Here is a 25,762-nt window from a genome sequence, read left to right as displayed (position 1 = left end):
TACTACAATATGTAGTACCTCTATCTATGTTGTTCTACGAAAGTTGGAACTGCTATATGGCCTTATTTTGGATTACAATAACGGTGAGGGGCAGGGGCTGAAGCATGAGTCGAGTGAGTTCAAGTGAGAAGGGATATACTGTACTACTAATTGACGGCAAGTGCCTATTATGTAATGGAATTACAAGATTTGTTGCAAAACGTGATCGAACATTAGCATTTCGCTTCGCCTCTCTTCAATCCATCGTTGGTCAGCAGCTTCTTGTAAACGGGCATTTGTCCACGGAGGATATCGATACTTTTGTTATGGTAAAGGACGGGCAGTACTATACGAAATCGGATGCTGCGCTTCGAGTGTTCCGAAAGCTAGGTGGTTTATGGCCGTTATTATATATATTCATTATTGTTCCCACAGCTTGGAGAAACGTTATCTATGATTTGGTAGCAAAAAATCGCTATCGCTGGTTCGGCAGAACTGAACAATGCTTGCTGCCGTCTGCTGAACTGAAGGAACGTTTTCTGGCAAATGGTATTGATGCGGTTGTAAAGGGAGAGGAAGCAAATGAAGAGCGCACCGATCTACGTTGAGATTGATATGAAGGTCCCTATAGAAGAGCTATGGGAGCATACACAAATGCCTGATCAGCATGTACAATGGGATCTTCGTTTCTCCGATATTCATTATTTGCCAAGAAGCAGTGAATCGGACAACCAACTATTTTTGTATCAGACTCGAATCGGTTTCGGTTTGAAAATAGAAGGAACAGGAGAAACGAGCAGCTCGTATCGCGAGCGATCTGATGAACGACTTTCCACTTTATCATTTGCTTCCGATCAATCCATCTCTTTGATTAAGCAAGGTGGAGGTTATTGGAAATATAAACAGAATGATGACAGCATTACATTTAGTACGTTATATGATTATAAAACAAGGTTTGGATGGGGTGGTCGCATACTTGATCATTTCCTATTCCGTCCAATATTTGGGTATGCAACCGCATGGAGCTTTGATAGGCTGCGGATATGGCTAGAGGATCGCATTCCCCCGTCTGTCATTGCGGAGAGGGCGATCATTCACTATCTCAGTGTAGTGATGCTAATGTTTTTATGGTGTTATGAGGGGCTCGTGCCTAAGCTGCTATTTCCGGAAGCGGGGGAACTGCGCATTATGCAGCAATTAGGCTGGTTCGCAGGGTTCGAGGAGATAATGGTGAAGGTTCTAGGCATTGGCGAGATTGGTTTCGGCATGCTGGCTGCTTATTTACATCGCAGTAAATGGATTTCGCACATTCAAATATCCTTACTTATTTTATTATTAATACCCGCTATATTATATAATCCAGAGCTGCTTCGCGCACCGTTTAATCCGCTTGTCATTACTTTACCTATGATTGCATTGTGTATAATGGGTCATCTCACCAAACAACATTTACCTATGACTGGCCGTTGTAAGCGTAAACTTAGACCTGTCCATAGAAAGGGGATATCGATATGAGTTCCATATATGAGAAAGCGTTGGGGGAGGATTTTTACAAGCTTCATCCTCGAATTCAGCAACGTTTTGGGTTCAGCAGTGAAGATCATTCGGCTTCGATCGGGCGCGGTATAATGAAACGCGTCTGGTACAATAAACTAGTAACTATCCCTCTATATATTGGAACATTTAGACATATTATGTTTCCTCAAGGCGGCAACGATATTCCTTTTTCTATAGAAAACTTTGCTTACATTGATTCTTACGGCCGAGAAACTGTCACCTGGATTCGAAAGTTTAAATTTCCTCGGACGGTTAGGCATTTTGACGCTACGATGGTGTATAGCGGGGAAAGAGATGTAATCGTTGATTATTTGGGAAATAAGCAGCATTTGGCGGTTGACCTCGATTTAAAGGTTATGCCTAACGGTGGAATACGAATTCGTTCTGGTGAGCAGCGGTTTTATGAGGGACGATTACAGTTTCGATTTCCGCGTTTGTTGACAGGTACCGCCGAGGTAATTGAATGGTATGACGACGAGGAACAATGTTATAAAATAACGGTTGATGTACGAAACCCGATTATTGGACAAATATTTCGTTATGAGGGAGCCTTTCAGGCTTTTTTTATTCCTACTAACGAAGCTGCCATACCTGTCGGTATAAAGCCTCTGCGCGACGAGAAGAGAGAATAATCTAAGGATAGTGTTTATTCCTCTTTGGCACTTCCCAGCTCTACGTAGTATAATAGCAAAAGCATAGAAACAAACAATGCATGGGCTAGAGGGAATGACATACTGCGATAATAGAAAATGGGGTTCAAATTAAATGAAAAAATTCAAAAAATTTTATATAGAAACAACGAGCATTTGCAACTTATCCTGCAGCTTCTGTCCACCAACTCTGCGAGCAAAGGGATTTATTGAGATAGAGGATTTCAAGAAGACGCTGGATCAAATTAAACCACATACGGACTATATTTACTTCCACGTTAAGGGTGAACCGATGCTGCATCCGAAGATTGGCGAGCTGCTAGATATTAGTCATGAGAAGGGCTTCAAGGTAAACATTACTTCAAACGGTACGCTCATTACGAAAAACAAAGCGAAGCTGCTTAATAAACCAGCGCTGCGTCAAATTAATTTTTCGCTGCATAGCTTTGACGGTCATGCCGGCTCTAAAGATAAAGAGGGCTATTTAGCGGAAATTTTGTCGTTTGTAAGAGAAGCGATAGCGAGCACTAATATGATCATTTCATTCCGGCTCTGGAATCTCGATATGGATAATGAAACGAATATGCAGAAGAACAAAAACCGTGAGCTTCTTGGAATGATTGAGAAGGAGTTTGATCTTGATTATAAAATCGATGAGAAGTTTATACCTGGAACAGGCGTGAAGATTGCTGATCGTATTTACTTAAATCAAGATCCTGAGTTTAAATGGCCAGATTTGAAAGAGCCTGAAGATGACGGCAAAGGGTTCTGCCATGCACTTCGTAATCAAGCGGGTATATTAATTGACGGAACCGTTATTCCGTGTTGTTTGGATGGGGAAGGCGTTATAAACCTAGGCAACATACATGATACGCATTTTTCTGACATTATTGAGAATGAGCGTGCGACTAATCTCTATGATGGCTTCTCCAGGAGAGAAGCGGTTGAGGAGCTATGCAGAAAATGCGGTTATCGCCAACGCTTCGGCTGATTTATGTCATCGCACCTATGGGTTAAGGAACTCGGATGAACAATATAGGAATGTGGAACTAGTTAATGAATAGAACAGCTGGCTTTTGTGGGCGACGCTAATTTATGTTATGATTTCATTCGTGCGGTATCCGTCTATTCGTCGAATCTATCATACGCAAATGAAGGAGATTTCAAAGCATGGATTTTTTAACTATTTTAAAAGCGATTATTTTGGGAATGGTAGAAGGCTTGACTGAGTTTGCTCCAGTTTCTTCAACGGGACATATGATTATCGTGGATGATATGTGGCTGCAATCAGAAAAGGAATTGACAAAGTACGTTGCGAATACGTTCAAAATCGTCATTCAACTGGGATCCATACTAGCGGTATTAATAATTTTCCGTGAACGCTTTATTGAATTGCTTGGTTTACGCCGGTTTCTTAAACGGAATGAGGTACAGGTGGTTGATCGTAGTGGAGGAAAGAAACTAAAGCTAGCTCACATTATTGTTGGACTTATTCCAGCTGGTGTATTCGGCTTATTGCTTGAGAATTACATTGATGAGTATTTATTTTCAATCGGGACAGTTCTTATAGGACTTGTTGTCGGGGCCATATTTATGATTATCGCGGACAAATTTAGACCTGCGAAGCCAAAGGTAGAGTCGGTTGATCAAATTACTTATAAACAGGCTTTCTCAGTCGGCCTCATTCAATGTTTGTCACTATGGCCAGGCTTCTCGCGTTCAGGCTCCACGATTTCTGGAGGGGTATTGCTTGGATTGAGCCACCGCGCCGCCGCTGACTTTACGTTCATCATGGCTGTACCGATTATGGCTGGTGCAAGTGTTCTGTCATTAGCGAAAAACTGGCAGTACTTCACGTTAGAATCATTGCCATTCTTTATTGCTGGCTTTATTAGCGCTTTCGTATTTGCACTCATTTCCATTCGCTTCTTCTTGAAGCTCATTAATAAAATTAAGCTCGTGCCATTCGCAATCTATCGGATTGTGCTGGCAGCTGTCATTTATATTGTGTACTTTTAAACTGAAAGAAGACCTGATTTCCATCGCTGGAGTCAGGCCTTCTTTTTGTTTGTGACAATGGCGTCAAGTGTATTCCTATCTGTCTGCAGATGGAGTCTGGACTTCGAAATTCCGTTTTTTTGAGAACTGTAAATACCTCTATGACCAGAAAATAGATAGCTTATGATACAGCCGATAAATAAATAAACAGCACCTTCAGCGCCGAATAATTCGATCCCCATAATAAAGCATGCAATTGGAGTGTTCGCGGCACCGCTAAATACAGATACGAATCCGATTGCAGCAAGAAAAGGCACAGAGACATACAAGAAGTCAGCCAAAGCGCTTCCTAGTGAAGAACCGATTACAAACAGCGGTGTAACTTCTCCACCTTGAAATCCTGTTCCGAGCGTAATCGAAGTGAATAACGTCTTGAGTATGAAGTTGAATGGAGAGACCGATTCTTGAAAAGCTTGCTGGATAAGCGGAATGCCTAGTCCCAAATAGTCCCGTGTCCCCAGTGAATAGACTAGAGTGATAATAATAAGGCCGCCAACAAAGCTTTTTAATACTGGATTCGCAAACCATTTGGCAAACAAAGCTTTGCAAGCATGTGTCAGCTCAGTAAAGAGCAATGCAGTTAATCCGAACAAGATGGAAGCCAGTACAACCTTCAATATAAGTAAAGCTTCTAGTTGTGGAACCGTCCCCATTGAAAAATGAAGATGTTCGATTCCCCACGCGCTAGTAACGAGATGTCCGACATAACTGGCTATAAAGCTGGGAAGCAGTGCTTCATAGCCGACGACCCCGATTGCTAGAACCTCTATTCCAAAAATAGCCCCAGCCAATGGTGTGCCAAATATAGATCCAAAGCCTCCGCTAATTCCGCAAATCAGGATGAGCTTCCGATCTAATGGACTTAACTTAAACATCCGACCAACCCAATCGGATAAGCTTCCGCCCATTTGCACAGCTGTGCCTTCACGACCAGCTGATCCACCGAACAAATGGGTAACTAGCGTCCCAAATAAAACGAGCGGTGCCATTCGCAACGGGATCGAGCCGTTGCCATCATGAATCTGCTCTATGATAAGAATATTTCCCCTAGATGAGTTCTTTCCAACCTTTATATATATGTAGCTCACAACTGCTCCGCCAATTGGCAGCAGCCACAGCAACCATTGGTTGGCAAGCTGTGCATTAGTTACCCATTGTAACCCGGTAAGAAAGAGGGCAGATGCGCTGCCCGTTAATATACCAACAATGCCTGCTAATAAGAGCCATTTAAGCGAAAATCCAATCATAGCAATTTGTAAGCTTCTTTCAGACATATTGAGAAATAATTTTCTACCACTATGCAAGATGCTTTTCATACCAGATCGCTCCTATCACCGAATAACTTGTTAATTATAGTAATTAATTATAGCTAGGTCAATCTGTTGACTGTTTAGATCAATAAATGTTATATTTGAATGTATGCTTAGTATGTATGAATGTACCGTCTCTGAATAAGATGGGTTTAAATACAAATTTTTCACAAACGGCTGCGTTATTATACGCAGCCGTTTGTGTCTACTACTTGGAGGCAAGTAATTGTGAACAATTATCCTTTTGAATTTGATCCAAAACAACCGTTTATACAACAAGCAAGTGACTGGATCGCAGATGTATTTTATGAAAAGCTTCCTGAAGCAGGCTTCGAAATAAGAGATGAACAAATTTACATGGCGTTTCAATTGGAAAGGGCTTATGCTGATAAACAAATCATTTTCGCAGAAGCAGGCGTAGGAACGGGGAAAACATTCGTATATTTGTTGTATGCGATCAGCTATGCACGTTATATGAGAAAACCGGCGATAATAGCGTGTGCAGATGAATCTCTGATTGAGCAATTGGTTAAGCCAGAAGGCGATATTGCTAAGCTTGCGCGTTATTTAGATTTAACGATTGATGCGAGATTAGGTAAATCTGCAGATCAATATATTTGTTTGAATAAGCTAGATGATGCACGTTCGGGTCAAGACAATGCTGAACTGTTCGACAGTATTTATCGAGGGTTGCCGAGCTTTGTTCAGAAACCGGAAACGATGCAAAGCTTTCACCCTTATGGCAATCGGAAGGAATACCCGAGCTTGAATGATGAGATGTGGGACAAGCTAGGCTGGGATGTGTTTCAGGACTGTTTGGTATGCGATCAGCGTCATCGTTGTGGTCAAACGTTATCACGCGATCATTATCGAAAGGCTGCCGATATTATTATTTGCTCACATGATTTCTATATGGAGCATGTGTGGACCTATGAAGCTAGGAAACGTGAAGGACAGCTTCCGCTGCTTCCAGATTATAGCTCTGTCGTATTTGATGAAGGTCATTTGCTTGAAACGGCCGCTCAGCAAGCATTGACGTATAAGCTGAATCATGCTGTGTTCGAAGGCATAGTAACAAGATTGCTGACTGAGGAAATTCGGGAGAATACAGCAATAGCTGTAGATGATGCAATTATTCAGAGTGAGCATCTCTTCAATCTCATTAGTAATCGCAGCGTGAAAATTCCAGCTTCAGATCGTAGAGAAATCGAGTGGGATGAAGAGCTTCTTCGTGAGGTTAATCGACTTCAAGATGCATTAACAGCCATTGAAGAGGAGCTTGTATTTGAAGGCGGTTTATATACGATTGATTCGTATCAGCTTAAAATTGTCGAAGAGCATTTGGAAATGATCCAGTTTGCTTTGTCATTATTTAAACGACCAGACAAGCCGATTAGCTGGGTAACGCATGATAACAATGGTATGTCTCTTGTAATTATGCCGAAATGGGTGAAGGAAGTGCTAAAGGAGCAGGTGTTTTCTCGTAAAATGCCGATCGTTTTTTCTTCTGCAACACTTTCCGTTAGTGGTTCATTTACTTATCTGATGGATATTTTGGGAGTAGAGAAATCACTATCATTCTCGGTGCCATCCCCTTACGATTACAAGCAGCAAATGCAAGTTCTACTACCTGAGATTAGCAGTAAGCTAACTTATAACGAGAAAATAGATCATACAATGCGTTTGTTGAATCAGCAAAATGGAGGCTCATTAATACTCTTCCCATCAATGGAGCAGTTGGAGCTATTTAAAACAGAGATTGTGCTACAGCCTGGCAGTGAGAAGCTTCACTTTCTATATGAAGGCTCTGCTGAAATCAGCTTTCTTATCGAGCAATTTCAAACAGATGAATCGAGCATACTCTGTGCGGTAACGTTGTGGGAAGGGTTGGATATACCAGGACCATCACTGTCACAAGTCTTCGTATGGGATCTGCCATTCCCTCCAAATGACCCCGTATTTGCTGCAAGGCGGAATGATGCTTCACAGCCATTTGATGAAGTGGACATGCCTTACATGCTTTTACGTCTAAGGCAGGGAATCGGCCGGTTGATTCGCTCACGTGAGGATAATGGTACGATTGTTATTTTTGGTGATAAGCTGAATGAAGTTAATGTTCGTAAGCAAGTGGAGAGCGTAATGCCCATAGGAGTAACTTTATCTGAATTTTAATCTTAAAGTGCAACAAATAGAGAAGGCATTATCCTTTCATAGGATGATGCCTTCTTATATTTTTGATTCGAATAATGAAGATCTTAGGGCCGCAAAAAATTGCGTGAAATACATATTTCACGCAATTTGATTTGTAAGGGACTTTTCAGGTAAGATAGAAGGGCGTTATTTACTTTCAAAGTGTTAATTTTTATGAGTTTTATGAAAATATAGGAGATTATGAGTTTCCCCTTATACTAACCTATTTTTTACCGCGAAACGAGCTTGCGTCACCAAAGGACGGTGACAGACGTTTACGCTTGGACGGAGGCGGCATAGAAAATTAGACAGCATGAGGTTATGGACAGTTATGGAACAGAGATCGAGTTGTTTTCTATTTGGATGAAAAATCAAGGAATGACCAAAGCGACACATCAAGCGTATATGAATGATACTTATCACTTTCTGCAATCGGTGCATCCAACAATGACGAAGCTTATTACGAAAATGGACATTATGCGGTTTCTATCCGTCTGTCGAGAGAATGGGGCAGGGGATGAAGCGCGTAATCGCAAGCTATCGTCATTGCGATCTTTTTTTAAAGCATTAATTGAGATGGAGCATCTGGAAGCGAATCCGGCGACGCTCATTCCGAAGTCAAAGCAAGAGAAGAATAGAATTCCTGTCTATTTGGAGGGGAATGAGCTAGAAGCGTTGCTTCAAATGATTGATGGGAAGTATTATATCCGAAATGTGGCTATTGTCCTATTGATGGCGTACGCGGGCTTGCGAGTTGGGGAAATACATCGGATGAATATACAAGATTTCAGACAGGACGGATCCATACATATTCTCGGAAAAGGGCGTAAATGGCGTGTTATACCGCTTCCTGACGCCATACAAACGATATTGAAGCAATCACTAGATGAACGTAAAGATTCAAAGCAAGGGAAAGAGCAGCCATTCTTCGTATCTCAGTTCGGCAGAAGACTCTCCATACGAATGATTCAAACGGTCACTGATGATACGATTAAGCAGCTAAAGGTAGAAATGCCGGAATTATCCGATAAAAGGTTGTCGAGTCACAAGCTTCGGCATTCATTTGCAACCATGCAAATTCGCAGTGGCACTGATATTCGAACGCTTCAAGAGCTGCTTGGTCATGCAAGTATAGAAACAACGCAGATTTATACTCATATTGACAATAAACAACTTAAAAATGCAATGAATAACATTGCTTCCAAAATACCTATTATATCAGATAAAAAGATTACATAATATTAGTTATGTAAACATATCAGTGAAACACCGAATAAGACGGTACATAATAATTGTTATGTTAACAAAATTGGCAGCGGATCAAAAAAATGCTGACGAAGGATATTGATACTTGTTTTCCTGCTTCTGCATCCCAAGCCGTCCAATAGAGAGGTCTCAGTTGCAGCATACTAGTTTTCTATCCGCCGTGAAGACCTTTTAATCGAATTAGGGTATTATAATAGATGTAGATCGAAGCTTGAAGTGGAAGGAAAGTGTCACTATGCAAACAGAACGAGTAAAGACAGAGGCACAATTAGAAGAAGCATACCGGATTCGTAAAGCGGTATTCGTTGAAGAACAAGGTGTCAATGAGGAAGTGGAGCTGGATGAGTATGATGATATAGCAGACCATGTTCTCGTATATTTTGACAACAAAGCAGTTGGAACTGGAAGAATTCGATTGCTGGATGATATGGCGAAGCTAGAGCGGATTTGCGTCTTAGCAGAGTATCGCAAGCATAGTCTTGGTAAAGCTATTATGAATGAGCTCGAAGCTATCGCTGGTGAAAAAGGGGCATCAAAAGCAAAGCTGCATGGGCAAGTACAAGCTGCTGCTTTTTATGAAAAGCTAGGCTATGAAGTAGTCTCTACTGTTTTCATGGAAGAAAACATCCCTCACGTTAAGATGGTTAAAGATTTATGTCGTTAACTAATTAATGATAGTAGTTTGAATGGATAGCGTTATCAGAAATCATCTGATGCTCTATCCAGAAGGGGAACAACTATTTGCATCAACTAGCACAGGAGCTCAGCAGAGGGCAAATCATTACTGTTTATGATGCTGCCCAGTTGTATGGGGAGTTAGGAAAGTATCGAGTTTTACAGTTTTCGGATAACGCTATACAAGGCGCAATAGACTTGAAGGATCCTAAACGAGTCGTGCTAGAGTATCCAAGAGCCATTATGCATGTAATGGAGTATAATGCTCCTTCGTTCGATAACGTGTTTGTTATAGGGCATGGCGTGGGGACAATTGCCGGTCATTATCCAGACAAGAAGTTTACGGTAGCGGAAATTGACGAGAAAGTCGTAGAGCTAAGCAGAGCTTTCTTTGATTATAACAAGGATAATGTTGTGATCGGAGATGGGCGTCAGATCCTTATGAAAGAAGAGCCTAACAGCTTTGATTTTATCATTTTGGATGCATTTAACAAAGAGGGTACTCCGTATCATTTAACAACGATGGAGTTTTTCGAGATGACGAAAGAAAAGCTCTGCTCAGCTGGTTCAATCATTATGAACCTAATGGGAAGACCGAAAAATGACAGGTTAATTAATGCTATATATTCCACTCTTAGAGAAACGTTTATTAACACAAAAGCGTTTACGTTACCGGGTGCGGATACGGCAGACATACAGAATATTATAGTAATAGGCAGTAACCGTAACATAGATTTCCAGCAGCGTGCTATGGCTGGCTTTATAGAGATCGAATTGGGACATGGTCATATCATAATGGATAGATAGTAAAGCTAAAATCAATTGACAAAAATTACAAAACAGACTACTCTGTAATTGAACTGCACCCCGTCAAGTAGACTTTTCTCTTCTGTTGTCTTATTTGACTGTATTTTATACAACCAACTCCACTTCAAAAACGTTGTATTTGTCCCAGACTGTATTTCATACAAGCTAATTGCCTGTTACGTAGATAAAGAGCTTCAAACAACCTATTTGATTGTATCTTTTCCAATCAAACACATTGAAACATGAGAATATAAGCTGTTTGAATGTACGATATCCATTCTATACGCCCATCTATCCCACTTACATGCGTTGAAATACGCACACGAAAGCATGATTCAATCAGAAATCACCAAAGTGGGGTGTTATAAGGAAGGTTCAAAGACAAAATCGTTTTCGATACGCATCAAATCAACAGAACTTAGCGAACTAAAATATAGACACGGTATGATGTGGCATCTTCCTCGGATTCTGGCTGGCATGCACATGCAAGGGGCAATGGCCATATTCGCTGTTAATCTCAAAAGAATATTGACACTTATGAAGTAAAAGAGATAGAGAAGAAGAAAAATAGGCTGCTTTCCATTCAGAATAGAATGGAAAGCAGCCTATTTTAATATAAATTCGTTTCACAAGATTAATACACAGGTTTTTCAGTAGACTCCATTCCTAGATCTTCTTTTTACGTTTTCCAAAAGATTTGCAACAATTGTCTCCCATTTTCGTCTTTAATAGTTGGGGAGAATTGGTATGGAAAGAATTTGATTTATGAATTAGTATGATTTTGTGCTTGGGGGGCGGAAATTAATTATGCTAAAGAGAACATTAGTGATAAGTAGCATTGCCATCCTATTAATAATTATCGGAATTGGATATATGTTGTATGAAAAACAAGGCACTTATTACGCTGTATGGGAGAAGAAGTGGGGAATAACGATCTCGAAACCAGCGGAACTAAAAGTAGTCTTTGAAAGTCCTCCAAGCTTTAATGGAGATGGAGAGGCTTTTTTCACTCTAGAATACAAGGATAACCGAATAAATGAACTCAAAAACCAATCATTTTGGCAACCAATAGATGAACACTCAATTAGTGTCATAGATGGAAGGCTAGCAAGCTTTAAAAAAATGGTTTTAGATATTTATTTAGAAGAGATAGAAAAGTATGAGACATTATATGAGAACCATCCTATTGAATTTGGTATAGGTGATTTATATTTCTACAATGGAAAAAATGACGGTAGTTACTGCATCACTGTGCTTAATTTAGAAAAGAAAAGGTTGTACATGATGGAGTGGACTCAATAAGAACAATGAGAATAGTACATCTTATCATTATCAAATTTACGGGGAAAATCGGAGGGTTAATTATTATGAAGCAGCTTAAGTTTATATTTATTTCATTTTTTACGATAGTAATATTCTCATTAGGAGGCTCTTCTTTAACGAAGGAAGCTAGTGCAGCAGCTAAGCCGATTATTGTAACAACTAACGAGTCTCGGACAGAGGAATTTCAGAACACTCCTATCCTCGAAAAAGGATCAGTCTACTTACCATTAAGAGAAACCGGAGCTTTTATGAATAGTAAAACAACGTGGATTTCTGAAGGAAAGCGGATAATTATCACAAGTCCTACTACTCATATTGAAATGAAGCTCGGCAGTAAGCATGCCACGGTAAATGGAAGGTCGTACACGCTAACAGCAATGCCGAAAAATGAAAAAGGTGTCGTATATGTTCCTATTCGGTTCGTAACAGAGGCGCTTGGAGCAAAAGTAGATTGGATTTCAAATGAACGTCGTGTCAATCTAACCTTCAAAAATCTGTATTTATTTGCGGAGAAGGGTTTGAAAAGTTATTGGTTGAATCGTGAAAACGGAGAATTATACGTATCCAATCATTCAGAAGCATCCAGGCTTGTGGCGGATACAAAAGCAAATATATATGAGAACGCTTTATTTACTTTCGATTCGATGTCTTCAAATGTAGATTTGCTACATATTCAAGATAATTTTGGGGAGCCGCACATAAACGATAACATTTTTAAAATGGTTGTTGTAGAAGGGCAGTTAATTTTTGAATCGAAAGTGTACTATCATGGAAACCATCCTATTCGAAATATAGATTGGACTAAAAATAAGCATGCTCTTCTAATGGATGGATTCATATTATATGAAATTGATGAGACAGGGAAAATATTGGCGAAAAGCGATTTGCAGGAGCTTACTGGGTACAAGGATACTCCATTTCAAGTGGAGTTGTATGATGAGAAGTATATGGTGGTTCGACCCCATAAGACGGGTTGGTTGACACTGATAGATCGACAAACGAATAAAGCGACGCGATTAGCTGATGTATTTTTAGATGAAGAAAAGATAGAAATCTACCGAACTATGGAACCATCAAACACGGTCTTTGATGAGTGGGACGGACTTAAAGTAATCGAGCGTGAAGGAGATATACTGAAACTTAGTCATTATTGGTTTGTAGATAATTCCACTAGTGAGTATAGTTATAAGCTTTCAGCAGCCGAAAATCTAGAAGACTAGGAGAGTGTGATAGGTCACAGATTAGAAGCAGTTCATCTGAATGTTTTACATTCAAAATATAAGGTAAATTTAGAAAAGCTTAACTTATTTGAGTGAGGTGATTGATAATGGAAAGTGAATCTTCATTGAAGGAGCAGTTGTTGGAACTCGAAAAAAAGTTACTACTACCAGAAATTCGAGAATCGCAAGCAAAGCTATCAAAGTTACTTTCAGACGATTTTTTTGAATTTGGTAGTTCCGGGCAAGTTTGGCGTAGAAGTGAGGGAATTGGAGAAGAGGGAATAGGCATTGTAAAAATGACACTAGATCATTTTGAAATACATCCTTTATCTAACGATACAGTGTTAACTACCTACCGAATATTTAATCAAGTAAAAATGCAACATACGCTGCGCAGTTCAATATGGAAGTTTAGTGATGGAAGATGGCAAATGTTTTTTCATCAAGGAACACCTACCCAATAAACTCACTTTTTCAACCATTATATGGTATACATAAAAAATAATTATCGCATGTTAAGACTTAATTCTTAATCTTAAGCAAGAGCACACTATTCTCAAAAATGTTCCAGTAAAAAAGCGCACAGGTCCAAAAGATCTTGTGCGTTTTTCTGTTTTATGGTAAGTAGGACACTAAAAGAATAAGGATGTCACCAGAACGGCAGTCTTCTCTTTTACTTGTTATAATATAATTAGAAGGCATTCTAATGACATGGTCTTCCATTCGGGAGTTTATTCAAATTCCCAATGAACTCACCGGTAAAAATATTTGTTTTAATTATTGACGGTCTTGTTAATGATTTTAGAGATTTCGAAAAAAAGATAATTATCTACATATTACGATTAATTTAAAAGGGGTGATACCGCTTGAACGTAGTTATTCTTATTACTTGCGTCATTATCGTTCTATGTATTATTAACATCGATGGCAGGTTGAAGAAGAAGCTAGATAACGATGAACGTATCATAGATAGACTTGATGTTTTGATTAAAACACTAAAAGATAAGGAAAAGACAGAGTAGGGCAAGACTGTTTTATAATTATTTTGAGGAGTGATGTGAAGATGAAAGTATTATTTATCGGAGGCACTGGCCTAATTAGCGAAGCGGTATCAAGTCTTGCAATAGAAAGAGGGTTTGAGCTTTATTTGTTCAATCGTGGCAAGAGGGACGATTTTGTTCCTGAAGGCGCTAAAGTCATAACAGGTGACATCCGTAATCTGCAGGGAGCGGCAGCAGCGCTGGAGGGGCATGAGTTTGATGTTGTCGTTGATTGGATTGCTTTTACACCCGAGCATGTTCAAGCCGATATAGAATTGTTTCGAGGGAGAACGAAGCAGTATATTTTCATTAGTTCCGCCTCTGCCTATCAGAAGCCTCCACGGCACTATGTGATAACAGAGAATGACACTCCGCTTGAAAATCAATATTGGCAATATTCACGGGACAAAATCGCATGTGAACAGCTGCTGCAAGCTGAACAAGCTGACTCTGGTTTTCCGATTACGATAGTAAGGCCTTCATTCACCTATGGGGATACCATGATCCCGGCGGCTCTAAATAGCTGGCAGCATCCTTGGTCTATCGTATCGCGTATTCGGCAAGGCCGTCCTATAATTGCACATGGAGACGGTTCATCTCTTTGGACAATGACCCATAACACTGATTTTGCAAAAGGCTTTGTTGGTCTTCTTGGCAATGATGAAGCAATAGGGGAAGCCTATCATATCACTTCAGACGAAGTTCTTACTTGGAATCAAATCTATGAGGCGATTGGAATTGCAGCTGGTGTTAAGGCGAAGCTCGTACATATCTCTTCCGATTTTCTTATTTCGTATGATCCGGAGCTTGAAGGCAGCCTGCTCGGAGATAAAGCGGTAAGCAGCGTCTTTGATAATACCAAAATCAAAAATGTAGTTCCTGAATTCCAAGCTAATTTGACATTTGGCGAAGGCATTAAACGTACAATCGCTTGGTTCGAAGCACATCCTGAGCGCTGTACCGAAGATAATGAGTGGAACGAGCAGATGGATCGTATCATTGCCGCTCATGCTTCAGGATATAAGATAACATAATGCTACCAAAATTAACCTAAATCTGAAGCTTCTCTCTGACGAGGGAAGTTTTTTTGTTATTTATGAGTAATCTCTCATTTGAAAAATGGACAAAAACTCTTCTGACTCTAGACTAACCATCATATACTCAACACAGACCGTCCCACTGGATAGTTGTTGATAAAAGCTTGCCATATAACCTCGGTTGTCATTTGGTTACACCAAAAAAACGATGGAAAGAGGTATATCCATGCTAAAAAAAACGAGCCAGAAATTGTTCGTATATGCGTTAAGTTTAGCCGTTCTCCTTACACTTGGGATGCAATTTAATAACGTGACCGATGAAGACGCAAAGGAAAGTTTAGTGCCTGCAGTTGAAATGACCGACCGCTTGCAAATAGATGGTCCCACAATCCTTCCGGTTGTACAGCCAGTAATCCCCATACCGATCTTAGAACCTGAACATTCGGAAACAGTGGAAACAAAGATTGAGCCAGTAATGGAACCGGTCCCTGTACCAGAGGTCAAAGCAGTTGCTAAAGTAGTTGAGCCACCTCTTGATACTTATGAAGTTACCGCTTTTTACCTCAATGTTCGTGAAGGATCAAATGCCCGATCTAAGATTCTACAGACAATTAAGCAAGGTACTCGAATTGAAATTTTATCGACTTCAGATAATGGTTGGCTTAAATTAAAGGACGGTGGTTATATTCACGGAGGATATGCTAAGCTGGTTGAGAAAGAAACAGTGAAATCACCTGTGACCATAGAATCACTACAAGTAAGAACGTTAGAGTCTAATGAAATACATAATGTTTCACCAAAGCAAGTGGATAAAAAGATAATTGAAGTTAAAAAAATAAAAGATCCAGAAACGATTGATCAAACGAAAGAGTCTAAGCCTAGTCAACCAACATCAACCGTTGCATCCGATTCAGGATTAACAGTAGAGCACATTGCTCAAATTTTTGAAGGAACGGCACTTGCAGATTATGACCTAGAGGAAGCCATTCTTGAAATCGAAGAAAAATACGGAATAAACGCATATTTCACAATTGCAGTGATGAAGCTAGAGAGTGGCAATGGTAAAAGCAAGCTCGCTAAAAACAAAAATAATTTATTCGGATTAAACGCGATTGATGGCGATGAACATAATAGGGCCTTTAGCTTTAAAACGAAGAGTGACAGTGTCTTGAAATTTGGACAGCTCCTCTCTAAGAGCTATGTAGGAAAGGGTCTTAAAACTATAGATAAGGTAGCTAAGAAGTACTGTCCCTCAAATGACAAGTGGGCGGGCTTAGTCAAAAAAATAATGAAGAGCGATTATAAAAAGCTATAAATGGTTTAATTGAAATTGGCGATAATATAGAGGAGGGGTTTATCGACCAACCATAGGAGGCTACGCCCATGAGTACAAACATACACAAGGTACCGTTTGGCTATGAACCGCCGAAGGATGAGCTAAAGGGTACGCTCATTTATTATGATTCCTTTGAGGATACCACGGATGCCGAACTGGAACTTGCAGCTGAAGTAGCTGAGGAGCGTTCATTTGCTAAGCTTGTCCTTTATCCATTGCATGATGAAACTGTAAGACGAATGACGAAAAATCCAGTCAGTGCGTTCTATAAACGTGAGGATAGGCTTCATGAGTGGAAGCGTGAAAAAGGTGGAGAAAACATCATTGTTGAGCGATTAGAAGGCAAACGAAAAAAATATACACCAATTGATTCCGCTTTGCGGCATTTCCAAGATAAGTATCCTTCACCCTATTTTTTATATGTGACTGATGAGACTGCAAATATGTTCGCTTCTTATTCCTCTTTTGAAGAGTGGATTGTAAAAATTCGGCTTATATTAACGTCGGAGCCTTCAAAATTGCATCCGAGATTAGAGAAATATAGGCATCGTTGGGATGCCCTATAAGGAAGAGGCGGTACGCAGAGAAATATATTGCGTGCCGCCTTTTCCCATATTCAGAAGGGTCACATAATTATCCTGTGGATGGGCTATTCGGTATATGGCCTTTCTGGTTGCGGTTCTCATTAGTCGAAGCTGCAAGATTATTTTCCGCTTGCTTAGAGTGTGTCACGTATGCTTCATTTTTTTGAGATTCGGATCGGATTTTGTTGCGAGCCATTTCAATTCCTCCTTATTTTAGCTTGGGCTTAAAAATTCTACAAATATAGAGTTCCCTAACTAAATTGAAATTAGTTCTTTTCAATAAGTTTTTCACATACATTTTTCTGAAGCTTACTTGGAGAAGAGGGATGATGATGAGTAACTTTGTAGGGTATGAGTCTATCGTGCGTAATTTCCTGCCCCCAAATGCGGAGATCATTGAGCTGAAGAAGCCTGTCAGTCAGCCAGCGATACTGATTGCAGATGTGGATGGCGATTATGATCGAGAAATTACAACAGCTTATTGTCTGGAAGGTGAGCCGTATATTTTGACACTAAAGCGAAGCGGGAATAATTGGTACCGTATTTATGAAATGAAAGGGAAAGGTATTGGTATAAGCGATTTTTGGGCAGCTCCGATTGTAAGACCCAATCAACTAAACCTTATTGTTGGCTGGCAAGCGGATTGGAACGTTGCGGAGCTTGATATTTTCGAATGGTCTCATCATGGTTTTCATCGATTAATTGAAGAGGGCACGCAATATAGTCGGATGGAAATTGAAGATATGCCTGGCATATATGGCAGGGACGGTGTTTGTGAGCTTGCGCTATGGTCACATGACAAGGCTGACGCTTATCGTGTAGAAACCTACCGTTGGATGCCGCAGGGGCTCGTTCCTGCGTTGGATGTAAACCCTTATTACTATCAGAGGGTGGCTAATTACTACCAGGCGTTAGCAGCTAAAGAGCCGGATGAACCACTGTATCGATCTTACTTGGATGAAGCCATCATCAAAGCAGGTCAAACTAGACCATTTCCGATTATATAAGCATAAAAAAGAGGTTGATCTTCGATTAGGAAGATCAACCTCTTTAATTATTTTTCTAGGTTAAGCTGAGAACATGCTCTTCACATTCTGCCGAGCAGAAGCTGTCATGTTTTTCTTCGCATTCCTTACAAACGATATGCTGCAGATGGCACGAATCATCGGCACAATTGATATAGATATCAGCTGGTGCAGCACAGTGATGACATTTTCCGACGACCGTAGCTTCGTCAGTATGGTTAATGGTAACGGAAGTTCGCTCGTCAAAAACATAGCATTTTCCGTCAAACAGCTTGCCTTGTACCTCTTCATCCTTACCATAGGTGACGATTCCGCCTTCAAGCTGATACACATTATTAAATCCTTCACTTAACATTACACCCGTTAGCTTCTCGCAACGGATGCCGCCGGTACAATACGTAAGAATAGGCTTATCCTTATATTCCTGCATATTTTCACGAAGCCATTCCGGAAATTCCTTGAAGGTTTCAAGAGTTGGCTTAATGGCGTTGCGGAAATGACCAAGATCATATTCATAGTCGCTGCGGCCATCCAAAACGATGACATCTTCTCTTTGCAAATACTCATGAAACTCTTTAGGTGAGAGACGTGTTCCGCTAAGTGTGTTCGGATCAAGCGGCTTTTCGTACCGCAACGTTACAAGCTCTTTTTTATAACGGACGAATATTTTTTTGAAAGCATGACCTTCAGCCTCGTCTATCTTAAATACGATGTCTGAAAATAACGGATTCGCGCGCAGGTCGTTCATATATTGTTCCGTTTGCTCGAATGTACCAGATAGGGTTCCGTTGATGCCTTCATCGGCAATCAGAATGCGGCCCTTCACGTTTAGTTCTTTACAATATGCAAGATGCTCAGCAGCGAACAACTCCGCATCAGGTATTTCTACAAATTTATAATACAATAAAACACGGTAATTGTTGTTTTCACTCATTGTAAAAGTCCTTTCCAAAAACAAATAAAATCAATCTATATTATAGTGGATATTGTACATGTTATCAACAGAACAAACGTTCAACCCAGATCATTTAGGTAAAGATGAGTTTCAAACTCATTTACAATAGAGTAAGATGGACTAGAGATTACCTAAACGGCAAGTCTGGCCATCTCAGCTGGAACCATTTCTCGGAACGACCGGTCATTTTGTTATTGTAGTAACGGTGAGCTGACAGTATGAAATCGGAGGAGAATATTTGTGAAACCAACAGTTTTAATTGATCGACAATTACCAGACGAAGTAGAGAATTATATTGCTGAACATTGTAATATAGAAAAATGGGAAGGCGCTGGGCCAATTCCTAGAGAGGTTTTGTTCGAAAAGCTTTCTACTGCCGATGGTTTGCTCACAGCAGGGATGAAAATTGATTCTGAACTATTAGAGCATGCACCTAAATTGAAAGTTGTTAGCAGTATTAGCGTTGGCTATAACCATTTTGATATCGATGCCATGAAGAGTCGTGATGTCATTGGTACAAATACTCCGCATGTTTTAAACGAAACAGTAGCAGATTTAGTATTTGCTTTCCTTCTAGGTACAGCTCGAAGAGTTGCTGAATTGGATCATTATGTGAAAGCCGGCAGTTGGAAAACTGGCGATGGCGTGAAATTATTCGGTACGGATGTACATCACGCTACACTTGGCATTATTGGTATGGGTCGAATTGGTGAGGCTGTTGCTAAGCGTGCAAGGCTTGGATTTGAAATGGATGTCCTTTACTATAATCGCAGCCGTAAGCATAGTGTAGAAGAACAATTAGGTGTTCGCTACGCCGAGCTCAATGATTTACTATCTTCGTCCGACTTCGTCGTTTTATTAGCTCCACTCACGAAGGAGACAAATAGGATGATCGGTCGTAATGAGTTTCAACTCATGAAGCCTTCATCGATATTCATCAATGTATCTCGTGGTCAGTTGATCGATGAGGAAGCATTATTAGAGGCGCTTCAGGCTGGCACGATTAGTGCGGCGGGCCTTGACGTTTTTGAGAAGGAACCGATCTCTGCCGATCATCCTTTTTTACAAATGCCAAATGTGCTTACACTGCCGCATATCGGATCGGCTACATCAAAAACGCGCTTGGAGATGGCAATGCTTGCTGCTCAAAATATCGTTAGCGCTTTAGCCGGACAAACTCCACCGAATATAATAGATGATTTCAAATGATGAGGGAGTTGAAAGTTTTAAATGACACTGCTGTTAGTTGGCTCAACAGGAAGAACGGGGCAATTTATTCGATCATTTGTTGAAAATAGAGGGGTTCCAGTTAGATGCCTTGTCCGTTCACCACATGAGCCCGATTTACACATAGTAAATGGGGATGTCCGTGATGAGAAGACCGTCCTAGAGGCTATGATGGGCGTAGACGGCGTTATTTGTGCTTTGAGTACGGAAGGAAACGGCACTTTAATGCGCGGAATGGATAACATTATTTCAGCCATGAACAGTTGTGGGATTAATAGGATTGTTACGATTGGAACGGCTGGCATTTTGCCAAGCACTATAGAACCTGGTTTGCTGCGTTATCAATCCATTGAAAATAAACGTACTAACCATGAGGCTGCAATGGAGCATCATCATGTTTTTACAGAGCTTTCAAAAACTTCTTTGGATTGGACAATTGTTTGTCCGACAAGGCTTATTCAGCAAGAAAAAGAAAGTAATTACCGCGTTCAGAGTGAAGTGTTGCCGGACGGAGGAAATCATATTTCTTTTGAGGCAACTGCAGAGTTTGCCGTATCCGAATTTTTCAATCAAGAATATGTAAGAGCTCGCGTAGGCATCTCTGTCTAAGGTGATTTACAGTATATATTAACCTATTGACTTAAACATATTTGTCATATATTATTTACACTATTGTTGAATTTTTAAAGATATTTATGAATTTATATGTATACACTTTATAAATGTTCTTATATATCTCAGCGAATCGAACGCTTTTGCCGCAGAAGACGGCGATAGCCGTTTACGCTTGTTTAGCGAATAATTCGTATAACCTCACGATCGTCTATTGCACCAAGGGTGAGGGTATCTACAGGAAGCCTTAACTTCCTAACTACGAATATGGGATCACTTCAGAAATGATGATCTTATATTCCTAGTTAGGATTTTTTTTGTGAATTTTTGTTCATATACTTTTGATAAAGTTAAGAGAGGGGCAATATAATCTGTGAAGTATTTATTATCAGTTTTTCTAGGGGCAGCCAGCTACGGGATTTTGTCAACGATTGTCGTTCTTGCATATGGAGAAGGTTATCAATTAGGTGAGGTTGTAGGCAGTCAGTTATTCATTGGATTCTTGCTCTCATGCTCATTAGCTCTTTATACGAAATGGCGTGAGAAACGTAAGCAACGTACAAATAGCTTGCAGAAAGGTACAGTCTCAAATGCTAGTACTAAACTGACTTGGAAGCAACGACTGCTATTAATGGCAGCAGGTACTCCAACAGCTATTACTGGACTGGTCTATTATGAGTCACTTCGATATATTCCCGCTTCACTTGCAATTATTTTATTATTTCAATTCACTTGGATTGGAGTTGTAATTCAGGCGATAAGTCAACGTAAGAGGCCAAACGGAATTATGATGTTTACATTAGTGATTTTGTTAATGGGGACTTTGCTGGCTGCAGGTATAATAGAGCAGGGCGCAGAGAAATTCAACATCATGGGTGTGTTTTTAGGACTGATATCTGCTGTCAGCTATTCACTCTTTATATTGTTTAGCGGCAAAGCAGTACCGTCGGCTAACCCCATGTATCGCAGTATGTGGATGATCGCGGGGGCAATGACGATAGTATTTATTTTGTTTCCTCCGCTATTTCTGTTTAATGGGCTATTATGGGATGGACTCATATGGTTCGGCTTATTACTAGGTCTGTTTGGAGCATTTATACCTCCCGTATTGTTTGCTATCGGAGTACCGCATATCGGTGAAGGGATGGCAGGAATTCTAGGAGCGGCTGAGCTTCCGGTTGCCATTTTACTCTCCTCTATTGTTCTACATGAGCATGTGAGTATGATGCAATGGGTAGGCGTTATTATTGTCCTCATCGGAGTCATGCTGCCTGAACTGTTTAAGCGAAGACAGCGATTAAAAAGTGCATAATTCTTGTATAGAATATATACAAAAAAAACACCACGTGTCCGAAAAGTGAGGCCATTGAAAAATAAAAAGGTATAACCACTCGAGAAAAATGAGGAGGTTGTACCTTTTTTTGTATAATTAAAGCATAATAAAGGTAAAGGTGAGCCAAATGATTCAACTGCAACAAATACGGATAGTTAGTGGGAAAGAACAATAGTGGTCTGTATGCCTTCAAAGTGAGTATAGAATAAAAACGATATAATCACGTCGATAATGTGGGGATAATATAGGTTATTAGGAGGACTTTAATGCAAAATCATCGTGAATTATTACAATTTAAAATAAAAAGTACAAAGTACCATTATGAGCAAGCAGACGAATTGTTACAAACTTTAAATAAAGATAATTTACATATTTTCATTAGTGAGTTTTGTGCGATGATGGAAGTGATAAGCAGTAGCCTTAACCTAGCACAATCATACGCGTTTAAGCAAAGTGCAGTTGAAGTAATTGCGTTTCAGAAAACACTTGATGATCATATCGTAGATGAATTGAAATACATAAATCAGTTTGTTAGTGCAAATCGAACTGACAATTTATTTCTTATATCAGACAATCTTGATATCGATATTAAACCCATTATCAGAAACCATCAAAGCAGATACTATGACAAAAGAAGCTTACTTTCATACTTTAAAGAAGTGATAATATTATCTGAAGCAATTATTCAACAATTTATAAAGATTTATGAAGAGAGTTCTGCTATATATGATCAATCATGGAGAACGGTTGATATGCATCGCTCATCTTTTATATGCAAAGAATGTGGTGCTTTAGTGACATCAATATTGAGCCATATAGGTAATTTAAGTGGTATTTCTCTAGTAGAGAAAGAAAGTTACCTTTCTCGTTCAACGTATGTATATGGACACGAAGTGATGAGAGCTGATTTGATCCCTTTTAGTGGGGCAATTGAAATTACAGAAGATGAGGTTTTAATCTCGATTGATAGTTTGTATATTGATATGAAGAAGGAACCAGCACCTGGTTGTTGTGGTCCCGATTCATCTGTCTATAACGTATTTTGTTGTAATGGTCATCCGGTAGGGAAGGAAGCTGCTGATTGTTATATGCCTCATTTTATTCGAATGCCTTTAGACAGGATTAAGAGAAGGGAAACTTACTCATAAGCTATCGACAAGCGATCATAGTTGCGAAAGGGGATTGTCCATGCAAACCGTTTATATATTGTCAGGACCAGCCGGAGTTGGGAAGTCAACGACTTCAAATGCATTGGTAAAAGCACTGAAAAATAGTGCCTATATTTCGGGTGATGATATAAGCCATATGCACGTTAATGGCCGTAAGCTCCCTTGGGAAAGTAAATCAGAGTCATTTCTAATTTGGAATAATATTTTAAGTCTCACTAAAAACTTCATTACTAACAATGTCGATGTTGTTGTAGATTATATTGCATTTCCAGATGATGTGAAGTGGTTTAAGGATCATTTAGTGAAAAGTAACGTTAATATTGTTTATGTAGTTTTATGGACAGATAAAGAAACACTTTTGAAAAGAGACCAGATGAGAATACGGGAACATCGTATGGGTGAACGTTGCTTAATATTAATTGAAGAGTTTAAACAATCAGGACTAGATACTAAGTTTTTACTTGATACTACTGAAAATACCACAGATACATTAAATCTGACTATTGAAATGATTATAAACAATGAACAATTTAGATTTTAATATTAAACTAACTTTTTAGTTAAGAAACCCTTTTGATCGTTTACAACGTCTTATTTTCGAGGTGATCGTATGAGGAAATCTACCTTATTACTTAGTCTTATAACGTTAGCCATTTTATTAGTAAGCTGCAGCTCACAAAGTAATGATGTCAAATCTGATGAAGGCTCGGTCGACAATGATTTTGTTAATTATTCAGCGAAAAGAGATAACTGAAAAAGATTTTGTCTATCGTCTTGTAAGCGAGAAAGATGAATATCAAAAGGGTGAATCAGTTAATATGTATGCTGAATTAGAATATATTGGCGATAAGAACGAAATCACCATCTACCATTCCGCATCTCCATTCTATTTTCCAATGGTGGAAAAAACACAGAATTATGAAATTTGGTATGGCATGGATCAACCTTTGTTGAGCACAAAACTTAAGCGTGGGGAACCGCTTCGTGAAAAATACAATAAGAGTGGTGGATATAGTGAACAAGATGAGAAAGAATACATCGAATTCATGAAAAACCTTATTGAAAAGGGATTTCCTGCTGGTAATTATGTTGTTAATGGATTTGTAGATTTTTATGTAAAGACCAGCGAAGGCAGTAAGGATAAAGAAGATTTTAAGATAAGTGCTCAAATCAATTTCAAAGTAAGTGAGTAAAATCGTATTAGCGGGGGCTATCCAATGGAAATTGCTATTGTAGGTGATTATCATAAGGAATATCCATCACATTGAGCTAGAAAAGCTCCTTATTAAACAAACGACAAACACATACTTTTAAAATAGTAAGCAACTATGTTAAAATTTGAAGTGCGTTAAAAACCTTTTAAATATTTACTAGGAGTGTGCTTATCGTGATTATCAAATTCATTCGTCTACGTTAAATTGAGGTACAGTTTATTAATGCTCAAGCATTTTTGGGGAATGTGTTGGGTTTTATTTAAGTGTGCTTTTTTCTTTTTAACCAAATTCGAATGAAGTGAGGAATTACCAATGAGCGAACAGATTATTAAAATTAACGGAATTGATATATGTGCAGAAAGTTTTGGGGATTCTAATAATCCTGCAGTATTGCTGATTATGGGAGCTATGTGCTCGATGGTTTATTGGGATGAAGAGTTTTGCCAACGATTAGCGGATACCGGACGATATGTTATCCGATTCGATAATCGAGATGTCGGTCGTTCTACTAGCTATGAGCCGGGAACTTCCCATTATACAGTGGTTGACATGGCCGATGATGCTGTTGGGTTACTTGAAGCGTACCATATTGAACAAGCACACATTGTCGGAATGTCTTTAGGTGGTATGATTGCTCAAATTATAGCAGTACGCCATCCTCAAAAAGTTCTAACGATAACATTGCTAGCATCGAGTATTCTTGGAGCTGATGATAATAACCGGGATCTGCCACCAATGGATGAGAGGATACTCGCTTATCATGCTAATGGAGCTACTTTGAATTGGTCAGATGAAAATTTGGTTGCAGATTACTTGGTTTCTGGGTCAGCCTTGCTCTGTGGTTCAAAACATAATTTCGATGAGAAGAGAGCGTATAAGCAGGTAAGGAAAGAAATAAAACGAGCAAATAACCTACTCAGCATGTTTAATCATGCCCTTCTTAAAGGTGATGATTCCTTCGAGGGGAAGATAAATAAAATTAATGTACCTGCGTTGGTTATCCATGGGACAGAAGACACCGTGCTCCCATATGAACATGGTCTAGCTCTTGCCAATGAAATTCCAAATGCAACTTTACTCTCCCTAGAAGGAACAGGTCATGAAAACCACTCTGACGATTGGGAAAATATAATTCTATTTATTTCGAATCATACTGCTGTCGTTTAGGATTTACGAAATTAATGTAGTTGAATAA

At 39.5% G+C, this 25,762-nt stretch carries 27 protein-coding genes, 1 pseudogene and 1 riboswitch; of the genes and pseudogenes, 25 read left to right on the top strand and 3 right to left on the bottom strand.

All coding sequences use genetic code 11. The annotated features are described in order from the left end of the window. The first annotated feature begins 104 nt into the window (after window positions 1-104). From AC0YN7_RS05715 to AC0YN7_RS05695, 5 genes are all read left to right on the top strand, one after another. Window positions 105-587 (top strand): thiol-disulfide oxidoreductase DCC family protein, encoded by a 483-nt coding sequence (locus AC0YN7_RS05715; RefSeq protein ID WP_475808976.1) that lies wholly within the window; start codon window positions 105-107, stop codon window positions 585-587. Next, complete coding sequence (locus AC0YN7_RS05710) at window positions 562-1,494, top strand: DoxX-like family protein (protein ID WP_475808975.1); 933 nt, start codon at window positions 562-564, stop codon at window positions 1,492-1,494. Before AC0YN7_RS05715 ends, AC0YN7_RS05710 begins: the two co-directional genes overlap by 26 nt. Next, window positions 1,491-2,168 (top strand): DUF4166 domain-containing protein, encoded by a 678-nt coding sequence (locus tag AC0YN7_RS05705; RefSeq protein ID WP_475808974.1) that lies wholly within the window; start codon window positions 1,491-1,493, stop codon window positions 2,166-2,168. The genes AC0YN7_RS05710 and AC0YN7_RS05705 overlap by 4 nt, the downstream gene beginning before the upstream one ends. 133 nt (window positions 2,169-2,301) lie before the next feature. After that, a complete protein-coding gene (locus tag AC0YN7_RS05700) occupies window positions 2,302-3,177 on the top strand; it encodes a radical SAM/SPASM domain-containing protein (RefSeq protein ID WP_475808973.1) in 876 nt (291 codons plus the stop codon). Between the two features lie 179 nt (window positions 3,178-3,356). Beyond that, a complete protein-coding gene (locus tag AC0YN7_RS05695; RefSeq protein ID WP_475808972.1) occupies window positions 3,357-4,205 on the top strand; it encodes an undecaprenyl-diphosphate phosphatase in 849 nt (282 codons plus the stop codon). A 32-nt stretch (window positions 4,206-4,237) separates the two neighbouring features. On the opposite strand, the gene AC0YN7_RS05690 is transcribed toward AC0YN7_RS05695, so the two are convergent. Next, a complete protein-coding gene (locus AC0YN7_RS05690; RefSeq protein ID WP_475808971.1) occupies window positions 4,238-5,560 on the bottom strand; it encodes a voltage-gated chloride channel family protein in 1,323 nt (440 codons plus the stop codon). A gap of 222 nt (window positions 5,561-5,782) precedes the next feature. Between AC0YN7_RS05690 and AC0YN7_RS05685 the strand changes: the two genes are divergently transcribed. The 12 genes and pseudogenes from AC0YN7_RS05685 to AC0YN7_RS05630 all read left to right on the top strand — a co-directional run bounded on the left by AC0YN7_RS05685 (window position 5,783) and on the right by AC0YN7_RS05630 (window position 17,014). Continuing rightward, window positions 5,783-7,726 carry an ATP-dependent DNA helicase gene (locus AC0YN7_RS05685; protein ID WP_475808970.1) on the top strand — a complete coding sequence of 648 codons (1,944 nt, stop codon included), beginning with the start codon at window positions 5,783-5,785 and terminating at the stop codon, window positions 7,724-7,726. A gap of 339 nt (window positions 7,727-8,065) precedes the next feature. Next, window positions 8,066-8,983, top strand: a complete 918-nt coding sequence (locus AC0YN7_RS05680; protein ID WP_475808969.1) for a tyrosine-type recombinase/integrase — start codon at window positions 8,066-8,068, stop codon at window positions 8,981-8,983. 262 nt (window positions 8,984-9,245) lie between these two features. Then, window positions 9,246-9,674: a GNAT family N-acetyltransferase gene (locus AC0YN7_RS05675; RefSeq protein ID WP_475808968.1), complete on the top strand. Its 429-nt coding sequence runs from the start codon at window positions 9,246-9,248 to the stop codon at window positions 9,672-9,674. Window positions 9,675-9,751: 77 nt separating this feature from the next. Further along, a complete protein-coding gene (locus AC0YN7_RS05670) occupies window positions 9,752-10,492 on the top strand; it encodes a spermidine synthase (RefSeq protein WP_475808967.1) in 741 nt (246 codons plus the stop codon). A 351-nt stretch (window positions 10,493-10,843) separates the two neighbouring features. After that, a pseudogene (locus tag AC0YN7_RS05665) lies at window positions 10,844-11,038 on the top strand (IS5/IS1182 family transposase); the annotation flags it as partial. A gap of 261 nt (window positions 11,039-11,299) precedes the next feature. Continuing rightward, window positions 11,300-11,794 carry a hypothetical protein gene (locus AC0YN7_RS05660; protein WP_475808966.1) on the top strand — a complete coding sequence of 165 codons (495 nt, stop codon included), beginning with the start codon at window positions 11,300-11,302 and terminating at the stop codon, window positions 11,792-11,794. A gap of 65 nt (window positions 11,795-11,859) precedes the next feature. Beyond that, a complete protein-coding gene (locus AC0YN7_RS05655; protein ID WP_475808965.1) occupies window positions 11,860-13,035 on the top strand; it encodes a copper amine oxidase N-terminal domain-containing protein in 1,176 nt (391 codons plus the stop codon). Between the two features lie 107 nt (window positions 13,036-13,142). Continuing rightward, on the top strand, window positions 13,143-13,499 hold the full coding sequence (locus tag AC0YN7_RS05650) for a nuclear transport factor 2 family protein (protein WP_475808964.1): 357 nt from the start codon (window positions 13,143-13,145) through the stop codon (window positions 13,497-13,499). 402 nt (window positions 13,500-13,901) lie between these two features. Further along, window positions 13,902-14,057 carry a hypothetical protein gene (locus AC0YN7_RS05645; protein ID WP_475808963.1) on the top strand — a complete coding sequence of 52 codons (156 nt, stop codon included), beginning with the start codon at window positions 13,902-13,904 and terminating at the stop codon, window positions 14,055-14,057. 41 nt (window positions 14,058-14,098) lie between these two features. Further along, window positions 14,099-15,109 (top strand): SDR family oxidoreductase, encoded by a 1,011-nt coding sequence (locus tag AC0YN7_RS05640; protein WP_475808962.1) that lies wholly within the window; start codon window positions 14,099-14,101, stop codon window positions 15,107-15,109. Window positions 15,110-15,338: 229 nt separating this feature from the next. Continuing rightward, window positions 15,339-16,427 (top strand): glucosaminidase domain-containing protein, encoded by a 1,089-nt coding sequence (locus AC0YN7_RS05635; protein ID WP_475808961.1) that lies wholly within the window; start codon window positions 15,339-15,341, stop codon window positions 16,425-16,427. Between the two features lie 68 nt (window positions 16,428-16,495). Next, the gene (locus AC0YN7_RS05630; RefSeq protein ID WP_475808960.1) at window positions 16,496-17,014 is read left to right on the top strand and encodes a hypothetical protein; all 519 of its coding nucleotides are present in this window, start codon (window positions 16,496-16,498) and stop codon (window positions 17,012-17,014) included. Between the two features lie 67 nt (window positions 17,015-17,081). Here the strand turns inward: AC0YN7_RS05630 and AC0YN7_RS05625 are convergent, their stop codons facing one another. Then, window positions 17,082-17,228: a hypothetical protein gene (locus AC0YN7_RS05625; RefSeq protein WP_475808959.1), complete on the bottom strand. Its 147-nt coding sequence runs from the start codon at window positions 17,226-17,228 to the stop codon at window positions 17,082-17,084. Between the two features lie 130 nt (window positions 17,229-17,358). Between AC0YN7_RS05625 and AC0YN7_RS05620 the strand changes: the two genes are divergently transcribed. Next, entirely contained in the window at window positions 17,359-18,039 is a 681-nt protein-coding gene (locus tag AC0YN7_RS05620) for a hypothetical protein (RefSeq protein ID WP_475808958.1), read from the top strand. A gap of 55 nt (window positions 18,040-18,094) precedes the next feature. On the opposite strand, the gene trhO is transcribed toward AC0YN7_RS05620, so the two are convergent. Next, a complete protein-coding gene (gene trhO, locus AC0YN7_RS05615; protein WP_475808957.1) occupies window positions 18,095-18,991 on the bottom strand; it encodes an oxygen-dependent tRNA uridine(34) hydroxylase TrhO in 897 nt (298 codons plus the stop codon). Between the two features lie 261 nt (window positions 18,992-19,252). Between trhO and AC0YN7_RS05610 the strand changes: the two genes are divergently transcribed. The 7 genes from AC0YN7_RS05610 to mle all read left to right on the top strand — a co-directional run bounded on the left by AC0YN7_RS05610 (window position 19,253) and on the right by mle (window position 25,734). After that, a complete protein-coding gene (locus tag AC0YN7_RS05610; protein WP_475808956.1) occupies window positions 19,253-20,221 on the top strand; it encodes a 2-hydroxyacid dehydrogenase in 969 nt (322 codons plus the stop codon). Window positions 20,222-20,242: 21 nt separating this feature from the next. Beyond that, on the top strand, window positions 20,243-20,848 hold the full coding sequence (locus AC0YN7_RS05605) for an NAD(P)-dependent oxidoreductase (RefSeq protein ID WP_475808955.1): 606 nt from the start codon (window positions 20,243-20,245) through the stop codon (window positions 20,846-20,848). Window positions 20,849-21,022: 174 nt separating this feature from the next. Beyond that, window positions 21,023-21,133, top strand: a riboswitch (purine riboswitch). Between the two features lie 91 nt (window positions 21,134-21,224). Further along, entirely contained in the window at window positions 21,225-22,163 is a 939-nt protein-coding gene (locus AC0YN7_RS05600) for an EamA family transporter (protein WP_475808954.1), read from the top strand. A gap of 287 nt (window positions 22,164-22,450) precedes the next feature. Next, window positions 22,451-23,332 (top strand): hypothetical protein, encoded by an 882-nt coding sequence (locus AC0YN7_RS05595; protein WP_475808953.1) that lies wholly within the window; start codon window positions 22,451-22,453, stop codon window positions 23,330-23,332. A gap of 40 nt (window positions 23,333-23,372) precedes the next feature. Beyond that, window positions 23,373-23,894, top strand: a complete 522-nt coding sequence (locus AC0YN7_RS05590; RefSeq protein WP_475808952.1) for an AAA family ATPase — start codon at window positions 23,373-23,375, stop codon at window positions 23,892-23,894. A gap of 175 nt (window positions 23,895-24,069) precedes the next feature. Continuing rightward, entirely contained in the window at window positions 24,070-24,546 is a 477-nt protein-coding gene (locus AC0YN7_RS05585) for a hypothetical protein (RefSeq protein ID WP_475808951.1), read from the top strand. Window positions 24,547-24,879: 333 nt separating this feature from the next. Beyond that, complete coding sequence (gene mle, locus AC0YN7_RS05580; protein ID WP_475808950.1) at window positions 24,880-25,734, top strand: alpha/beta fold macrolide esterase; 855 nt, start codon at window positions 24,880-24,882, stop codon at window positions 25,732-25,734. Window positions 25,735-25,762 lie beyond the last annotated feature (28 nt).

Source organism: Paenibacillus sp. J31R122, from assembly GCF_056269185.1.
This window is presented reverse-complemented; position numbering and strand designations above follow the sequence as displayed.